15 protein-coding genes are annotated in these 18,041 nt (G+C 31.6%); 6 read left to right on the top strand and 9 right to left on the bottom strand.

Going from position 1 to position 18,041, the window contains the following annotated elements; genetic code table 11:
- Positions 1–41: 41 nt before the first annotated feature.
- From FA046_RS10420 to FA046_RS10410, 3 genes are all read right to left on the bottom strand, one after another.
- Positions 42–632 (bottom strand): bifunctional nuclease family protein, encoded by a 591-nt coding sequence (locus FA046_RS10420; RefSeq protein ID WP_136826344.1) that lies wholly within the window; start codon positions 630–632, stop codon positions 42–44.
- Positions 633–694: 62 nt separating this feature from the next.
- Complete coding sequence (locus tag FA046_RS10415) at positions 695–1,672, bottom strand: electron transfer flavoprotein subunit alpha/FixB family protein (protein WP_136826343.1); 978 nt, start codon at positions 1,670–1,672, stop codon at positions 695–697.
- A gap of 31 nt (positions 1,673–1,703) precedes the next feature.
- On the bottom strand, positions 1,704–2,441 hold the full coding sequence (locus FA046_RS10410; protein ID WP_136826342.1) for an electron transfer flavoprotein subunit beta/FixA family protein: 738 nt from the start codon (positions 2,439–2,441) through the stop codon (positions 1,704–1,706).
- A 46-nt stretch (positions 2,442–2,487) separates the two neighbouring features.
- Here FA046_RS10410 and FA046_RS10405 point away from each other — a divergent pair, with 46 nt between their 5' ends.
- The 3 genes from FA046_RS10405 (at position 2,488) to FA046_RS10395 (ending at position 5,609) form a co-directional block, all read left to right on the top strand.
- Positions 2,488–2,817, top strand: coding sequence for a tetratricopeptide repeat protein (locus FA046_RS10405; RefSeq protein ID WP_136826341.1), 330 nt, complete (start codon positions 2,488–2,490; stop codon positions 2,815–2,817).
- Positions 2,818–2,822: 5 nt separating this feature from the next.
- Positions 2,823–4,034 carry a chromate efflux transporter gene (gene chrA, locus FA046_RS10400; RefSeq protein WP_225870914.1) on the top strand — a complete coding sequence of 404 codons (1,212 nt, stop codon included), beginning with the start codon at positions 2,823–2,825 and terminating at the stop codon, positions 4,032–4,034.
- Positions 4,035–4,163: 129 nt separating this feature from the next.
- A complete protein-coding gene (locus tag FA046_RS10395; RefSeq protein WP_136826340.1) occupies positions 4,164–5,609 on the top strand; it encodes a glycoside hydrolase family 130 protein in 1,446 nt (481 codons plus the stop codon).
- 21 nt (positions 5,610–5,630) lie between these two features.
- On the opposite strand, the gene FA046_RS10390 is transcribed toward FA046_RS10395, so the two are convergent.
- The 5 genes from FA046_RS10390 to FA046_RS10370 all read right to left on the bottom strand — a co-directional run bounded on the left by FA046_RS10390 (position 5,631) and on the right by FA046_RS10370 (position 12,786).
- Entirely contained in the window at positions 5,631–6,641 is a 1,011-nt protein-coding gene (locus FA046_RS10390; RefSeq protein WP_136826339.1) for a glycosyltransferase family 4 protein, read from the bottom strand.
- Positions 6,638–8,905: a glycosyltransferase gene (locus FA046_RS10385; RefSeq protein ID WP_136826338.1), complete on the bottom strand. Its 2,268-nt coding sequence runs from the start codon at positions 8,903–8,905 to the stop codon at positions 6,638–6,640. Before FA046_RS10385 ends, FA046_RS10390 begins: the two co-directional genes overlap by 4 nt.
- Before the next feature lie 250 nt (positions 8,906–9,155).
- Positions 9,156–11,060, bottom strand: coding sequence for a DUF294 nucleotidyltransferase-like domain-containing protein (locus tag FA046_RS10380; RefSeq protein ID WP_136826337.1), 1,905 nt, complete (start codon positions 11,058–11,060; stop codon positions 9,156–9,158).
- Positions 11,053–11,760 (bottom strand): 3'-5' exonuclease, encoded by a 708-nt coding sequence (locus FA046_RS10375; RefSeq protein ID WP_136826336.1) that lies wholly within the window; start codon positions 11,758–11,760, stop codon positions 11,053–11,055. Before FA046_RS10375 ends, FA046_RS10380 begins: the two co-directional genes overlap by 8 nt.
- A 33-nt stretch (positions 11,761–11,793) precedes the next feature.
- Entirely contained in the window at positions 11,794–12,786 is a 993-nt protein-coding gene (locus FA046_RS10370) for a phosphotransferase (protein ID WP_136826335.1), read from the bottom strand.
- Between the two features lie 146 nt (positions 12,787–12,932).
- On the opposite strand from FA046_RS10370, the gene topB reads away from it, so the two are divergent.
- The 3 genes from topB (at position 12,933) to FA046_RS10355 (ending at position 16,946) form a co-directional block, all read left to right on the top strand.
- Positions 12,933–14,768: a DNA topoisomerase III gene (topB, locus tag FA046_RS10365; protein ID WP_136826334.1), complete on the top strand. Its 1,836-nt coding sequence runs from the start codon at positions 12,933–12,935 to the stop codon at positions 14,766–14,768.
- 74 nt (positions 14,769–14,842) lie between these two features.
- A complete protein-coding gene (locus FA046_RS10360; RefSeq protein ID WP_136826333.1) occupies positions 14,843–16,639 on the top strand; it encodes an ATP-binding protein in 1,797 nt (598 codons plus the stop codon).
- Between the two features lie 112 nt (positions 16,640–16,751).
- Entirely contained in the window at positions 16,752–16,946 is a 195-nt protein-coding gene (locus tag FA046_RS10355) for a hypothetical protein (protein ID WP_136826332.1), read from the top strand.
- A gap of 155 nt (positions 16,947–17,101) precedes the next feature.
- Here the strand turns inward: FA046_RS10355 and FA046_RS10350 are convergent, their stop codons facing one another.
- Positions 17,102–17,749 (bottom strand): diguanylate cyclase, encoded by a 648-nt coding sequence (locus FA046_RS10350; protein ID WP_136826331.1) that lies wholly within the window; start codon positions 17,747–17,749, stop codon positions 17,102–17,104.
- Between the last annotated feature and the right edge of the window lie 292 nt (positions 17,750–18,041).

Here is an 18,041-nt window from a genome sequence, read left to right as displayed (position 1 = left end):
AAGATGATAAAAAGGAACGTAAAAATAAATTTTATAAAAATTTAAGACGTTTTTCTTTTATTTAGCTCATCTCTAATTTTGGCTGCCTTTTCATAAGCCTCTTCATTTAAGGCTTCTTGTAGTTTTGATTGTAGTTCTTCTGGACTTAAAGAAGAAAAATTTTGCACTGCAGTTTTTGATTCTTCAACAGGTTCAATATTATCTAAAAACACAAAATCATTTCCTTCAATAACAATTCCGGCTGAGGCCAAAATAAATTCGTAGGTATAAATTGGACACTCAAATCTAACAGCTAAAGCAATGGCATCAGAAGTACGAGCATCAATTTCTAAATCTTTTTTACCGTCGGTACAAATCAATTTACTGTAGAATATGCCATCTACTAAATTGTAGATTATTATTTCTTTAATGCTGATTTTATAAGCTTCGGCGAAAGCCTTAAAAAGATCATGAGTTAAAGGCCTGCTTGGGGTCATTTTTTCAATTTCAATGGCAATAGCTTGAGCCTCAAATCCTCCAATTATAATTGGAAGCCTTCTACGGCCAGTAACTTCGCCTAAAACCAATGCGTAAGCGCCTGATTGTGTTTGGCTGTAAGAAAGGCCTATAATGTCTAATTTTAGTTTTTTCATTGTATATGTAAATTCAAAACAGGTTATAAATTTATTGATAACCTGTTTTGAACTATGTAAATTTAAGCATTAGCTTTTAAAGATTTTACAGCTTCAATCATTTTTGGAACAATTTCAAAGGCATCGCCTACAATTCCATAGTCTGCAACTTTAAAAAATGGTGCTTCTGGGTCTTTGTTTATCACCACAATTACTTTTGATGATGATACTCCAGCCAAGTGTTGAATAGCTCCGGAAATTCCAATTGCAATGTAAAGGTTTGGACTAATGGCAATTCCGGTTTGACCAACGTGTTCTGAATGTGGCCTCCAATCTGCATCAGAAACAGGCTTAGAACAAGCAGTAGCAGCACCTAAAAGATCAGCCAATTCTTCTATCATTCCCCAGTTTTCAGGACCTTTTAAGCCTCTTCCTGCACTCACAACCAATTCAGCATCAGGCAATGAAATTTTATCTGTAGCTCTCACAATTTCTTTAATCATGGTTCTAAAATCAGATGCTTTTGCTTCAAAACTAAAGTTTTCTACAGTTGCCGCAGCTCCATCTTCTACCACTTTATAAGAGTTTGGAGTTAAAGAAATTACTTTATTTTCTGATTGCATTTCTACCATTGCAAAAGCTTTGTTAGAAAAGGCCGTTTTTTTAACAATAAACTTACCGCCATCTGTTTGTGGTAATTCTATTGCGCCATCAGCAACGGCGGCTTCTAATTTTACGCCTATTCTTGGTGCCAATCCTTTTCCAGAAAAAGAGTTGGATAACACCACAACATTTGCGTTTTCTTTTTTTGCAGCTTCGGCTATTATAGAGGCATAAGCTTGGTTTACAAAGCTTTTTAATTGATCGTTATTAATGGTAAGCACTTTTGCAGCGCCATATTTCCCTAAATTTTCTAAATCGGCGGTAGCTACGTTTCCTATAGAAATGGCTACTAAATTTGTATTGAGTTGGTTGGCTATTGCTTTTGCATAAGAAATAGCTTCAAATATTGATTTTTTGAATTTGCCTTCGGCATTTTCTACATATACTAAAACAGACATAATCCTTTGTTTAAATGGTTTTAAATAATTATTAAATAACTTTTGCTTCGCTATGTAATAAGTCTATTAGTTTTTCTGGGTCAGCAGCGTCAACAAGTTTTACGGTTCCTCTTGGAGCTGGAGTTTCAAATTTAACGATCTCTGATAATTTTTTTACTTCAACAGGTTCTACCACAATTAATGGTTTTGTTCTGGCAGACATAATTCCTCTCATGTTTGGAATTTTCCACTCGGCAACACCTTCTGCAGTACCAGCTACAAACGGAAAAGGAATGCTTAATACTTCTTTACCACCTTCAATTTCTCTTTCAACAATGGCTGTACTTCCATCCACATCTAATTTTTTAATAATGGATACAGAAGGAATGTCTAGCAATTCGCCTAACATAGCGGCTACTTTTGCGCCATTATAATCAATAGATTCTCTTCCGGTTAAAATCATGTCAAAGCCCTTATCTTTTGCAAATGCTGCAATTTGATAAGCCACAAAATAAGCATCGCGGGCAACCGCATTAATTCTTACAGCGTCTGTTGCGCCAATGGCTAAAGCTTTTCTAATGGTAGGTTCTGTAGCTACTTCACCAACATTAATTACTGTTACCGTTCCATTACCGTTTTCTGTAAGCTCTATAGCTCTTGATAATGCAATTTCATCATAAGGATTTAATACAAACTGCACACCAGCCTGATTAAATTCAGTATTATCATTGGTAAAAGTTATTTTTGTGGTTGTATCTGGTACGTTACTTATACAAACTAAAATTTTCATACGATTATGATTTTTTTCAAATTTAAATAATTAAGCCAATTATAAAATGATTGTAAACAGATTAGAACGCTTGCTAGAGTTTCATGAAAATGAACCTAACGACCCATTCTTAAAATATGCTTTAGCAACCGAATATCTAAGATTAAATAACCACGAAAAAGCATTATGGTTTTATTTAGAATTGGTAAACAAACATACGGATTATGTAGGAACTTATTACCATTTAGGTAAATTGTACGAGGTATTGCAACAGCCTGAAGAGGCTTTAAAGGTTTATGAACAAGGTATTGCTGTTGCAAAAAAAATAAAAGATCAACATGCTTTAAATGAATTATTGGGTGTTTTTAATAGCTTGCAGGATGAACTTTATGAATAAGTGATTTGAGATTAAGACGTTTAATATTTTTAAGAGATGTTTTGTGGTTTATGCTCACTTCTTTTGGTGGCCCACAGGCTCATATAGCTATATTGCTAAATGATTTTGTAAAAAAAAGAGCTTATGTAACAGAAGATGAATTAATGGAATTATATGCGCTTTCGCAGATATTACCTGGGCCTTCATCTACCCAAACTTTAATAGGGATTGCGTATAAATTTGGTGGATTTTTTTTAGCCATTATTACCTTTTTTATTTGGGCATTACCTTCTGCTGCGGTAATGTGTTTAATTGCAATTAATTACAAAACGTTTTCTTTAAATCCAGAATTTATAAAGGTCCTCTCCTTTATACAACCTATAGCCATTGGAACGGTAGCTTTTGCAGCTTATTCTTTTGGTAAAAGTATATTAAAGTCAGAAATCAGCATCATTTTAACCGTTTGCTCTGTAGCCGCAAGCTTAATTTTAAGAAGTCCTTATGCTTTTCCTTTATTGATACTTTTAGGCGGTATCATTAGCTCGGCAATAGAAGCCAGACCAGAAGAGAATGAATTAAGGGTGAGGTTATTTTCTAATATCAATACCAGAAAAGTGGCTTATTTTATTGGTATACTACTTTTCTTTGCATTGCTTGGAGCTGTAATTAATAGAACATCGCCTTTTAGCTTACCAATCAGGCTTTTTGAGAATTTTTACCGTAACGGAATTATCATTTTTGGAGGAGGGCAAGTGTTGGTTCCATTAATGTACACTGAGTTTGTAGATGTAAAACATTATTTATCTGGACAAGAATTTTTATCAGGTTTTGCTTTACAGCAGATGATACCTGGCCCAACATTTTCATTCACTTCTTTTTTAGGTGCATTAACTTTAGGAAACCAAGGTTATGGTATTGCTGGTCAAATTTTAGGTAGTTTGATAGCAGTGATTGGAATTAATGCCCCAGGTATAATTTTAATTCTTTTTATAGTTCCATTTTGGAATGATTTAAAAAAAATTACTCGAATAAAAAAGTCGTTAAGTGGAGTTAATGCTGTGGCTTTAGGGTTTATGATTGCCGCTTTTTTTCTTTTGTTAGCGCCTGTTGGTTTAAATTATTTAAACATCATTACCATATTAATTACTTTTTTAATTTTAAGATTTACCAAAATTAAAATACCATATATTATTTTAGGAGGGATTTTAACCGGATTGATTACTTCATTTTTACAATAAATAATAATCATTAAAAAATAATACTTTAAGCAAATTATTTAAAAAAATTGAACTTGATTAAGATAACAGTTATAACATTTATCTTAAATCTTAGTTATATTAATACCAACAAATTTTACTAGCTAATTTATGAGAATTCCAGTTAAAAGAATGAATGTTAAGGTTCTTCCTGATACACACAGAGTGATTGCCAGGTTTTTTTTTAACGGAGAGGAGAGAGCCAGAGAAATATTAAGACACATTAATAATTTATCAGATGCAGAGGTTTATGCGCTAATTTCTCCTATTCTTCAAGAATTTTCTAAAAGACATAGAAACATCACCAGAATTTTAAACAAGCATGCTCAAAAACTGAGTGATTTGATTGATTTAAATATGAGTGATTTAGATCCTTTTAGAAAATTATTAGTGGGCTCTTATTTTACTCATGAATATTCAATAGAATCAGCAGCGTTTTTTAATCCCTCTATTGTTGAAGATCCAGATCAATCTGATTTAGAAGAAGGCGAGAGAAGAATTATTATTAGTTTTAGAGCAGTTGGCGAAGGTCATATTTCATCAATTGTTTTTAGAAAAGCACTCATAAGCAGTGATAATTCTATCCAGGTAATGCCATCAGGCAGATATGTAGATGAAGCCGAGATCATCAAAAATAATTCTTACACTAAAGAATTATTTTTTGAAAAGGCTAGAGATACCAAAATTTCGCAGGAGGTTATTGATTTAATTTATCCTTTGTTAGAAGAAAAGTATGATTACCGCACTTTTAAAAGATTAATAGATCAACAAAAATTAAGTAATCCTGATCTTTTAGATTTAGATAGATTACTTTGGTTAGCTGATTCTTATCATGAGATTTTATTTTCTTTAGATACCGATCTTTCAGATAGAATTATTTATCCAATTTCTGAGTTTGAAAAAAATGGTATTGAAGATGCCAGATTTGTGAAGTTTGTGTATGATGATGGCAGTATTAAATATTACGCAACATATACCGCTTATGATGGCCAATTGATTATGCCAAAGCTTTTAGAAACTTCAGATTTTTGTGATTTTAGGGTAAGACCCATTTATGGTACTGGGGCTAAGAATAAAAATTTGGCGCTCTTTCCTAGAAAAATAAACGGAAAGTTTGTAATGATATCTAGAATTGATGGCTGGAATAATTATATCATGTATTCTGATAAATTGCACATCTGGAGCGATCCTGTTTTGTTGCAATCACCAAAATATCCATGGGAATTTGTGCAGATAGGAAATTGTGGTTCGCCAATAGAAACAGAAGAAGGTTGGATAATGATTACTCATGGCGTTGGTGCCATGCGAAGATATTGTTTGAGTGTATCTTTATTAGATTTAAATGATCCTAGTAAAGAAATTGGCAGATTAAAAGAACCTATTTTGGTAGCTAATAAAGATGAAAGAGAAGGTTACGTACCTAACGTGGTTTACTCTTGTGGTTCTATTATTAACAACGGAGAATTAATTATCCCTTATGGTTTATCAGATTATTCTTCTTCTTTTGCCAGCGTTAATTTGAGAGATTTATTGGATAAATTAAAAAGCGACCTTTAAAACTAATTGAAAGATATTCAATTAGTTTTTGCTTAATATTTTGTAATAAAGCATGATGTATTTATCGGTCATTTTTTTTGCCGAAAATTTATGATTTGCTAAATCACAACATGTTTGTCTATCTATTTTTTGAATATCTTGAATAGCTTCTAAGGCTTCGTTAACATTGGCAACTAAAAAACCATTTTCATTATTCTTAATTAATTCGGGCATAGAACCTTTGTTAAAAGCAATTACTGGAGTGCCACACAACATACTTTCTACCACACTTAAGCCAAAAGGTTCTTCAAAATTTATGGGATGTAGTAACGCCAATGCTTTTCCCATAAGTTGGTTTCTTAAGGTAGGGCCGGCAGCTTCAATAAACGTAATTTTATCATTTAAATGTGGTTTTACACATTCATCAAAATAGCTTTTATCTTGAATTATTCCAGCTATAATGAGTTTTTTATTTGCTCTTTGAGCAATTTCTATGGCTTCCGCTGTTCCTTTGTCAGGATGTATCCTACCAAAAAACAAAAGGTAATCTTCAGGAATTTCATTAAACTCAAATTCATTTAAATTTAGTCCGTTAAAAACGGTAGCTAAATAGTTTAAAGATGCATGTCTGTTGGCGTCACTAATAGAAACATAATTTGAATGAGCATTATATTTTTGGTAAACAGCTAATATTTTTTCTGATGAAAAGCCATGAATAGTAGTAATCATTGGCGGTTTAATCAACTTAGAATAGGAGAGTGGTAAAAAATCAAAATGGTTATGAATAATATCAAACTCATTAGCATTTTCCATTAAATTGCTAATATGTAAGCATTCTAAAACTTTAGCATCCTGATTTTTATCTGTTTCATACCCCAACTTTACTACCGCATTTAATTTTGCTGTAGTTATAGCATCTGCGGAAGCAAATAAAGTAACGTCTATTCCTTGTTTAACCAGGTTTTCTGTGAGATTAGAAGCCATTTGTTCCCAAGGGCCATAATGTACAGGAGGAGTACGCCAGGCCACTGGGGCTAATATTGCTGCCTTCATTTATCGTAAACGTTTATATCTTCTTTCACATTAGAAAACTCGTATTCTTTTTCAAAAGCTTTTAATACCGTTAAATGAGAAATAAAAAACGCCAAGGTACTTTCGGCACCTTGATTTCTATTTAATCCTACAGGTGTTAAGCCGTCTCCACAGCCATTAGTTTCGTGGTCATAAAGTGGAATACGTAAAGAGTTTTCTCCCAAAAACCATAAATAAGTTTGAAACATTTTTTTGATAAACTTGGTGTCAAGCGTAGCTGTATAAGCCTGAAAATATAGCATTACAGCAGCCATGGTTTCTATAGCTTGTTGGTCATATAGAGATTTTTCTTTTCCTTTAAAAAACCAACCTTCGTTACCAATTGGGTTGTAATAGCCTTTATCTAAAGTTTCCTGATCTAAAAACTCTAATGCTTCTAAGCCTATTTCTTTATAAATGTAGTTTTCTGTAATTTCATAAGCTTTTAACAAAGCCATCGGAATAATAGCATTATCATAAGTTAACTTCTCTTCAAACCAATACCAATCTTCTGATTTGTTTTTTTGGTAAGCATCAATTAATTTATCGCAAAGCGATACCAATTTGGCTTCTAAATTTTCATCAGGATATGATTTTAAATAATAGCAAAGTCCAATTGCCGAATTGGCAAAACCTCTTAAATGAGTCAATTTATCAAGATGAGGTATAGAGTTAAGAAATAAATCTTTAGCAAATTCTTTATAAGAATTATTAGGCCCATTATTTATCATAAAACCTAAAGCCCATAATGTTCGGCCAAAAGAATCATCAGTGCCATTCTCATCTAAATATTCTCTTTTAAAGCTTAAAAAGTTTCTGAAATCACCATCTTCACATTGCATGTATTGGATAAAGCTTAAATAAATAGGCAATAAGCGTAAAGCATCTTCACTTTTATATTGATCATAAGCCATTAAAGCCATTATTAAAGCTCTGGCATTATCATCCATACAATAACCTTCTTTTAAATTAGGAATCCCAAATCTGGCGTGTTGTATAATTCCGGTATCATCTGTTAAGCGTTTAACATGCTCAAGAGTGAAGGTGGGCAATATTTCTGTATCAATAGAAAATTCGTTAGAAACGGGTTTGCTTTTACTTTCCGAAATAATTTCTGTGAGTAAATTGGCATATAATTTTCCAATTTTAGGATACCTTAAATTTAAGCCATACTCATAAGCATTAGCTTTCATTTGTTTAAGTTCGTTCTCATTTCCTAAAAGCTGATTTACAATATCTGAAAGTTGCTGATGATTACTAAAATCAAATAATTTGCCTCTATTTTGAGCTAATAATTCTTGTGCATGCCAATAAGGAGTAGAAACAACGGCTGCCCCAGCACCAATAGCGTAAGATAATGTTCCACTTGTAATTTGGGCTTCGTTTAAATAAGGCGTAATGTATATTTCGGCAGCGGTTAAGTAATCTCCTAACTCATCTTCGGGGACAAAGCTGTTGATGAAATTAACATGCTTACTCATTCCTAAGTTTTTAGCTAATAATTTTAAGCTTTCGCGATATTCTTCTCCTTGTGTTTTTTTTACATGAGGATGTGTGCTTCCAATAATGGTATAAATCACATCTGGATGATTTTTAACAATATCTGGCAAAGCTTTAATGACGGTTTCTAAACCTTTATTTTTAGAAATTAAACCAAATGTTAGTAGAACTTTTTTGTTTTTAAAGCTATCTAATTCTTTAACAGGATTTTCTGCTTTTGCTTCATAATCTGGAACTCCATGTTCTATTAAAGCTATTTTATCAGGAGAGATTCCATAAATATCTACTAAAAATTCTACTGCTTTATGAGCCATTACCACAATTTTAGCCGATTGGCGGGCAATTTCTTTGATAATTAATCTTTGTAAATAATTAGGTTCTTTTAAAACTGTATGTAAAATGGTAATTAATGGTTTATTGATGCTATAAATTAAAGGAAGAATATAAGTTCCGCTATCACCACCGTAAATGCCAAACTCATGCTGCATAATACAAGCATCTAATTTGCTTGAGTTGATAAATTTAGCCGCCCTTATATAATCTTTTTGATTTTGTTGTCTGATGATAAACTTAACTTCCTTTGAATAAGTGTATTGATCTAATTGTTCCGAATCATTAATGGCAATAACAAGGCTTCTTTCAGCGTCAATATCCCAATTTTTTTCAATAGCTAGTTTTAAGTTTTCGTTGAATGTTGCCAATCCACAAGATCTTGGCATGGAGGTAGAAATGTATCCTAATTTCATATTTTAATTCGGTAAAGAAATGAACATTATGAATACCTATTGTATTAAAATATGTGCCAAAAATGATGGCATTAAGTTTATTGGGACTTTTTTTAGGGCTAAAAGTGTCCTTTTTTCAAGAATCTTAATCGCCTTTGAAGATTAATAATTATTTAATGTTCGTTACCTAGCTTTTAAAGGTTAAAATTATTGTTTGTGATAAAAAATAAAAACTTAGAAAAACAAGAAGAAAAGCCTTGCTTTATTTCATTTACAAGCTATTGGTGAACTTCATTCTTATCCCAGCCTGAAAATTTTGTATAGTTTTAAAGATTTCTTTGAGGGTAACTTGTTCTATTTTGGTTAAAGATTCAAGTTCTATAAAATTACCGGGTTCACTTTTATCGCTAATAATTTGTTGGGCTTGTTTTCTCAATCTTAAACCCATTAAGTAATAATAAGATTGCATTAATTCATTAAACTGAATTTCGGTAAAAATACCGAGTTCTTTTAAGGCTTTTAATCTTTCGCCTGTATTTTCTTTTTGGAATATTCTGTTCTCTAAAGCATAAACCCGTACCAAATCTACAATTGGAGTCATTGCTTTTTTAATGTCAAAAACCTCTTTACTTTCTATAGTTTGTGTTCTAATATTTTTAAAAAAAGTAAGTGGAGGCTCGTATTGTAAAGCGTTTTTAGTTAAATAAACAAAAAACTTTTCCATGGGGTTTTGTAATTCTTTATTCACAAATTCCCTTAATTCATCCATAATTGTTAAATCGCCGTAAACGGCTCTACAATCAAAAAAAGTAGAAAACTTAATGGCTGTTTCTGGTAAGGCATCATCTATCCAGCTTTTATAATTTCGTTTCCAATGAGATAGAGAATGCGTCCATTTTGGGTTAGAAGCCATAAAATCACCAGAGCAATACACAAAACCAATCTCATTTAAATAATCAGACACTTTTGTTGCAAACTCTAAAAAATAAGCTCTTACTAATTCTCTTTGTTCATTTGCCTTGTCTTCGTAAATAATTGCGTTATCCTGATCGGTTTTTAAGGTTTGTTCTTTTCTACCTTCGCTACCTAAAACAATAAAAACAAACTGAGCAGGAGCAGGTCCAATTTCGTTTATCACTTTTTCAATTACTTTTTGGGTAATGGTATCGGCAATGGTGGTAATTACTTGATTTACAATTTCGGCATGTACGCCTCTTCCTAATAATTGTGAAACTATATCTGGCACTTTTAGCCATTTAGATTTTAAGTCTTTTATAGAAACAGCCAGTTTTACAGATTGTATAAATACCAATGGAGATTGTGCTTGCTCACTCAGCAATCTGTTTCTGCTTAAAAAACCTAAATAATTCCCTTGGTCTTCTACCAAAAGGTAGCGGGTTTTGGTTCTAAACATCATTAAAATAGCTTCGTACACATAAGCATCTTTAGCAATAGCAACGATGTTTTTATCCATTACTTCATTAATGGGCAAATTAGTTTGCAGTTGATTGGCAATTACGCGGTCTCTTAAAGTTATATCGGTTACAAAACCAATAATTTTATCATCGTCATTTCTAATAAAAAGGCAACTTACTTTTTGTTGCGACATTAATTTTGCGGCTTCAAAAATCGGCGTAAGCAAATAACAGCTCACAATATCACGATAAGTAATGCCTTCAATTTTACGAGAATACAACTGTTCAGAAGCAATATAACTTTCTTCAAAAGAAGCTGGTTTTTTGTAAAAATGAGCAAATTCCTCATCTAGCATTTTTACACCAAAACTGCTGGTGAAGTATTGGAAAAAGTCTTCGTACGCTAAACATAAATTTCTAAAATCTTTACGGGGCAAAAAATAAACTTTGGTTCCTTTTTTTACAATTACCGTTTTTAGAGATCTTTTTCTGTTTAATAAAACAGAAATGCCGCCAAAACAATGCCCGCTGTGGTGTTTTTCTAATACCCGCTTATTCTTTTGGCTATCATAAAAGAAAGTTTCATACTCGCCATCAATAATAATATCAACTCCTTTTAATTTGGTGAGTTCTTGCTTGTAAATTAAAGCATCTTTTGGGTAGTGAATTTCTTGTAATACATCAGCAATACCAATTAAAATCTCATCGGGTAATAAGTTAAAAGGTGCTATTGCTTTTAAAAATTTTATCTTATTATTCATAACATAACCAAATTACAAGTGCAATTAAGATGGAAAACAACAGTGGAAAAAGCCATCTGTAAATTAATTTCCCTTTTAAATTATTGGTATTTGAAATTTCTTGCTGTTTAATAATTACCTCATCATTAATTTGGCCATTATTTAGCAGATGAAAGAAAATTTCTGAAGTAAGTTCTGCATCAGACAAAGCATTGTGTAAATTACCTGAGGCACTTTTGTAAAATAAAGTTTTGTAAAACCTGTTCAGTTTTAGATATTTAAAGCTTGGGTTTTTAATGTAAGGCACACTCGCTTTCATGGTGCAAAACAAGGGATAGTCTTCAAAAGAGTTTTCTATTCCGGCTCTAAAAAATTCGGCTTTTACCATGTGGAAATCAAGTTCTACAAAATGCCCAATAACTAAAGGATCGTATCTTTTTAAATCAGCTAAAAGCTTTATAAATACTTTTTTTGGGTCTTTTCCTCGCTGTAGTAAATATTCGGGAGTAATTTTATGAATTTTTGCAGAAGCCTTACTGATTTTAAAACCAGTGTTTTTAAGGTAATGATTTTCTCTTTTTAGCTCCTTACCTTCTTGGCTATAAATGATCCAGGCAATTTGTAAAACATGAGGCCAATTATTTTTTACATCATAAGGTACATCCCATTTTTTTGGTAAGCCCGATGTTTCTGTATCTAAAACCAAAAAATAGTTTTTCACACTGCCAAATTAGAAAAATGCTTTTTATAATGTTTAATTGATACCTAGTTTATTTAAATCAAAATACCTTTTTACCAATAAATTAATAAATCGCTTAAGGTACATCTCATTTAAAAAAGTGTTAGACCAGTTTTCAAATCTCTCACACTGAATACCTAAGTAGAAAAAGTAAAGACTCACACCCAACATTGGGATTATCCGTTTTTCTTCTTCGCTAATTTTAACTACAGATTCATAACCACTTAAAAAACTAGCTACTTTTAATGTACACTCTTTTTCATCCCGCTCTGTACTATGCAATTGTAAAATATAATAAGCTAAATCCATACATAACCAGCCGTTTCCAATAAAGTCGAAATCAAAAAGAATGACTTCATTATCTTTAGAAATATTAAAATTATCAAACCAAATATCTAAATGAACAGCACCAAACCTAATCTCGTTGGTATTTACTTTTTTAAATTCATCTAACAGATATTTTTGAGTAGTGAGCATAAATTCCATTTCTGATGATTGGGCAGGCAAAAAATCAGCTAAATGTTTTAAGGAATCTTGCAGTAGTATTTTTGGAGTGTAATTAACCCGTTCTAATTTATAATTATGTGTTTTTTGATGTAATTGCGCCATCATTGTACCCATTTTATAATGAAGTTCAGTAGAATAATTTAATAACTTTTCTCCTTTGGCAAAAGAGAATAATACTCCAAATCTTTTTCCCTCAGGGGCGTTTAAAACTTGGATATAGTTTTGTTTTTGATCAGTTATGGGATAAGAAACCGAAATTTGATTTGATTTTAGATCGTTTAATAAACGAATTTCTTCTAAAATTTCTTTTTCACTTCGCCAGTTTAAGCTATAAATTCTAAACACAAATTTTTCTTCACCATCTGTCAACAAATAGCTGTGGTTAATTCCTGCTTTTAATAATTTACATGTTGTTTTATCACTCATTCCGTATTTTTCAATTAATAAATGGATGAGATGAGTACTTGATAAAATTGAACTAGAAACTGGAAATATATTCATTTGAGAAGGTTTAAATAATTGCGAAAATTGTGATAATAGCCGAATATTTTTGCTTTAATTTTATTTAATATTTTTCTTTCCACGTATTTACCAAATATGAAGCTTTAGTATTTACTTTGCAGCCAACTGAAAATGTATATTCCTCAATGAAAATTGTAATAGCCGAGAAACCATCTGTAGCAAGAGAATTAGCCAAAGTATTTGGTGCTAACCAAAAAAAAGCTGGTTATATAGAAGGTAAAGGCTATTCTTTTACCTGGGCTTTTGGGCATTTATTGCAATTGGCACCTCCACAAGATTATGGCTTTTACGGTTGGAAACAGCAAAATTTACCCATGTTGCCACAAAAGTTTAAGTTGGCGATAAGAAAAATAAAAACAAAAGATGGTATGGTAGAAGATCCGGCGGTGCGTAAGCAACTGGATGTGATAAAAATGCTGTTTGATGAGTGTACCGAGATTATTGTTGCTACTGATGCTGGGCGAGAAGGTGAACTCATTTTTAGATACATTTATTATTATTTGAAGTGTAAAAAGCCTTTTAAAAGATTATGGATTTCATCACAAACAGATGAAGCCATTAAAGGAGGTTTTAGAAATTTAAAACCCGGTACAGATTACGATACGCTATTTAATTCGGCACATTGCCGCTCAGAATCTGATTGGCTAGTAGGGATGAATGCAACCCAGGCCTTAAGTATTTCTGCTGGTAACAAATCAGTACTTTCTTTAGGTAGAGTACAAACTCCAACTTTAGCGATGATTTGCAGCCGATATTTAGAATCTAAAAACTTTGTTCCCGAAATTTATTTCCAGGTTGCTATTCAATTAAGTAAAGAAGGACAACTTTTTAGAGCCATTTCTACCGTTAATTTTAAAAGTAAAGAAGCTGCTCAAGCCATTTTAGATCAGGTATTGGATTTAGCAAATGGCCATTCTTTAGGCGGACATATCAAAAGTGTAGAGGCAAAAGCTAAAAAAGAACCTCCTCCATTATTGCATGATTTAAGTAGTTTACAGCAAGAAGCCAATAGAAAAAAAGGTTATACTGCTGATCAAACTTTAGGCATTTTGCAAAATTTGTACGAAAGTAAATTGGTTTCTTATCCACGTACCGGAAGTCGTTTTATAGGTGATGATGTTTTCGCAACAGTTCCTGATTTAATTGCCAAATTCACCAATCATCCGCAATTTGGAAAACAAGCTACTTTTTTGACTACCCAAAAGCTCAACAAACGTAGTGTAAATGCTAAAAAAGTAACCGATCACCATGCTGTTTTGCCTACCGGAGAAAACGCCGGTTATCTTTCAGAAGATAAACAAGCTGTTTATGACATGGTAGTTGGGCGAATGTTGGAAGCTTTTCATAAAGAGTGTTTAAAAGAAACCACTAAAATTATTATTACCTCTGGAACTGATTTTGTAGCTAACGGAACCGTAATTCAATCTGCTGGCTGGCGTTCTGTTTTTAACGACGATGATGATGAAAAGAAAGATGAAGATAATGCTACACTTCCTAAAGTTATTAAAGACGAAAATTTAGATATCACCAATAAAGCCATATTAGAAAAGCAAACAAAACCTAAACCTTTATACACCGAAGCTACTTTATTAAAAGCTTTAGAAACTTGCGGTAAAGATATTGAGGATGAAGAGCTTAGATACGCCATGAAAGAAAGTGGTTTAGGTACACCAGCCACTAGAGCATCTATAATAGAAACACTCATAAAGCGTGAATATATTGGCAGAGAAAAGAAAAACTTAGTGCCTTCTAAAAAAGGATTAGCAGTTTATGATGTGGTTAAAGATAAAAAAATAGCTCAGGCAGAACTCACCGGTCAATGGGAAAAAAGATTAGAAGAAATTAGATCAGGCGCATCAGTAAAAGATTTTAAAGCAGAAATTGCCGACTATACCAAAACCATTACCCAAGAATTATTAGCTGCCGGAACCAGTTTGTATAACGTTTTGAAGGAAGTTTAACGAAAGAGGGAAATTTAATAGACTTTCAAATTCTTTCATTATTTTCTAAAAATACCTACTTTAGTGAGGTAGATATGGAGCAACGATTGTCATTTTTTAACTGGTCGATAAAAAAACTACTTTTTTCCGAATCAGATTCTTTTAGTAAGGCCAAGATCAAAATAGTTTACTCGGTTTTACTTTTCTCCATCTTAAAAGTTTTAGTTGTACTTTTTTTAACATGGTTTTATGGTCAGTCCCTGCAATTGGGTAGGGCGGTTGTACTATTGGTAATTTATGTGGCTTTACTAAAATTATTACTTAATAATACCATTAAACTTAAAGTAATAGCACACATCCTTATCTGGTTAGGTATTTTATTGGTTATTTCTAATATTTTATTCTTTTCACAAACAGTAAACTTAGTTTCTCTACAATTTGTATTTATGGTTACTCTTAGTAGTTTTTATCTTTTAGGAACACGCTACGGTATTATATATTCTATTTTGGGTATTTTACCCGTTATTATTTATATGTCATTTGGAAATGAATTAAATTATTTCCCCACTAATCAAGACACTTTATTTTCTCCTGCTTTTGAGATTATCGCTTTTTTAAATTTTACAACCATTGTTTTTTCACATTATTTATTTCAACAGGCTTTTTTAGCTAATGTTAAAGAAAAAGAAGCTTTAAATGAGCAGTTAAAAATTGCTGTTAAAGAAGCCAATCAAGCGGCCCAGTCTAAATCAGATTTTCTTTCTACCATGTCGCATGAGTTAAGAACCCCACTTAATTCGGTAATAGGAATGACCAATTTATTTTTAGATGATACAAATAGTAGTGATAGGACAGAGAATCTTAATATTTTGAAATTTTCGGCCGTAAGCCTTCATTCTTTAATTAATGATATTCTTGATTTTAATAAGCTTGGCGCTGATAAACTGAATTTGGAAGCTATTAATGTTAATCTTTATGAATTAATTAATGATATCTGTTTGGGCTTACGCTATCAGGCCAATGAAAAAGGAATAGACTTAATTTTGGATATTGATGAGGTTATAAAAAATCAGGAAGTAATTACTGATCCAACCCGTATTACTCAAATTATTTATAATCTGGTTGGGAATGCCCTAAAATTTACATCAAAAGGCAGTGTAACAGTTTGTTTAAAAGCAATTAGCATCAGCGAGGAAAATATTAATATAAAATTCTCCATTCTTGATACCGGTATAGGCATCAGCAAAGATAAGCAAGAAGAAATTTTTGAGCCCTTTAATCAAGCGTCAACAAGTACAACTAGAGATTTTGGCGGTACAGGTTTAGGCTTAGCTATTGTTAAACGTTTATTGTTATTATTAAATAGCCATATAAATTTAGAAAGTGGATTAAATACGGGATCAAATTTCTTTTTTGAAATAGTTTTTAAATTAACCGAGAAAGTTGTTTTGGAGCCATCAGCTAGTTGTACCGAATTGGATGATAATTTAAGCGATTTACGAATTTTGGTAGCCGAGGATAATCTCATGAATAGGATTTTGTTAAAGAAAGTGCTTTCTAAATGGAAAAATGAACCCGTTTTTACCGAAAATGGTCAGGAAGCATTAGAAAAATCAGCTTCACAATTATTTGATGTGATTTTAATGGATCTACACATGCCTGTAATGGATGGATATACAGCAGCTAAAGCTATTCGTAACCTGCCGAATGTGGATCACTCAACTGTTCATATCATTGCTTTTACCGCTTCTGTTTCTAATAATCTTTCTGAAAAAGTTAAAGATGTTGGGATGAATGATTATATGTACAAGCCTTTTAACCCAAAGGAATTGTATGGTAAGTTGAAAGATATTAGTGTGAAAAAAAATGCAAATAATTTTATTAAGTTGTGAAAACCAATTAATAAAGTTCTGTCATAAATAGTTATATCTCATTAAATTATTGGCTCAAATTTTGTCAATACTGTGTAACCAATATTTCTTTTGGCACTAAATTAAAATCATAATGGAAAGAGCAGAATTAGAATCAATTATGAAAAATATTGAGCATCAAGAACACTCTTCAATTTTAGGTGGGATGCAACAAGAATATGAAGAGCTAGAGCAAATGGGTTACATTAAAATTAATTGGAATGAAAGTGTGCTTTCGGCAGTTATTACACCCGAAGGCAGAGCTTTTGTGGCATCTCTTTATAAATAGTATTTAAGCGTTTAGCCAATATAAAACTTTCTTAAAGCAAGGTCTCTTACAGAGGAATTGGGCGTTCGTATTTGATCGAGTTTGAAAAATTCCTTTTGTTAATAAATCAATTTTTAGGACTTAAACACTTGATAGTTAGATGAAAATTGTAGAAATTACTTTTTAACTCCAATTATTCTTTGTTTTAATTTATCAAGAAATTGGGTTAATTCTTGGGTACAGATATCTAAACCTGTAACAGACTTTTTGAAAAAAACTCTCATTTTTATTAATTCTTCTTTAGAGTTTTTGGTGAAGCTTAACAAGATATCCAAACCTAATAATTGGACAATCGAATGCCTTATTTTATGTGAAATAATAAAAATCACTTTTTCTAAGCCTTCTATATATTCTTTTTGGAATTTTTCTGCTTTATGGAGTTTTTTGTTTGCTATTTTTAAAGCGATCATTTGCTTTTCTTTTTCTTCATTTTCAATCAAAAGATTTTCATAAGCAATAGATAATTCTTTTGCTCTATCTTTCTTTTCTGATTTCTGAAAGCATAATTCTTCATCTGCAATAACAAGTTCAGCAGCCCTTTTGTCTTTTTCTGATTTCTGAAAATGTAATTCTTTGTCTGCAATTACTAATTCGGCAGCTTTATTTTTTTGATCCAAATACAGATTGGTATTTTCTGTTTTTTGGTATTGCATTTCTAAATTAATTTTTTCTAGTTCAGACGTCTTTTCCTCGTTTTGAAAAAGTAATATTTTATTTTCTTGGTTGAGTTTTATGTTCTCGTTTAATATTTCTTCATTTTTCATAGGGGGATTTTTAATAATTACATATATAGTAATTTAGTTTAAAATATGGATAATTGATTAATTACAACTACAATGCCACTAAGCTTTTAGCTTAATTTATGTTTAAATACTTAATACTTAGATGTAGATTGAGGTATAACTAAGACAATCAATAATAAAAATGAATACATAAATTCATATAATAAAAACAGAGTATTTACTTTTTGAAATTAAAAAATGGAACAGAAAAAAATTTATAAAGCAATAAAATAGCATTTTTCACTATTGCTTTTTTTAATTCTGATTAGTTCTA

The organism is Pedobacter cryophilus (assembly GCF_005116455.1).
Lineage (GTDB): Bacteria > Bacteroidota > Bacteroidia > Sphingobacteriales > Sphingobacteriaceae > Pseudopedobacter > Pseudopedobacter cryophilum.
The sequence above is the reverse complement of the archived record's forward strand: the minus strand, read 5'-3'. Positions and strand labels throughout refer to the sequence as shown.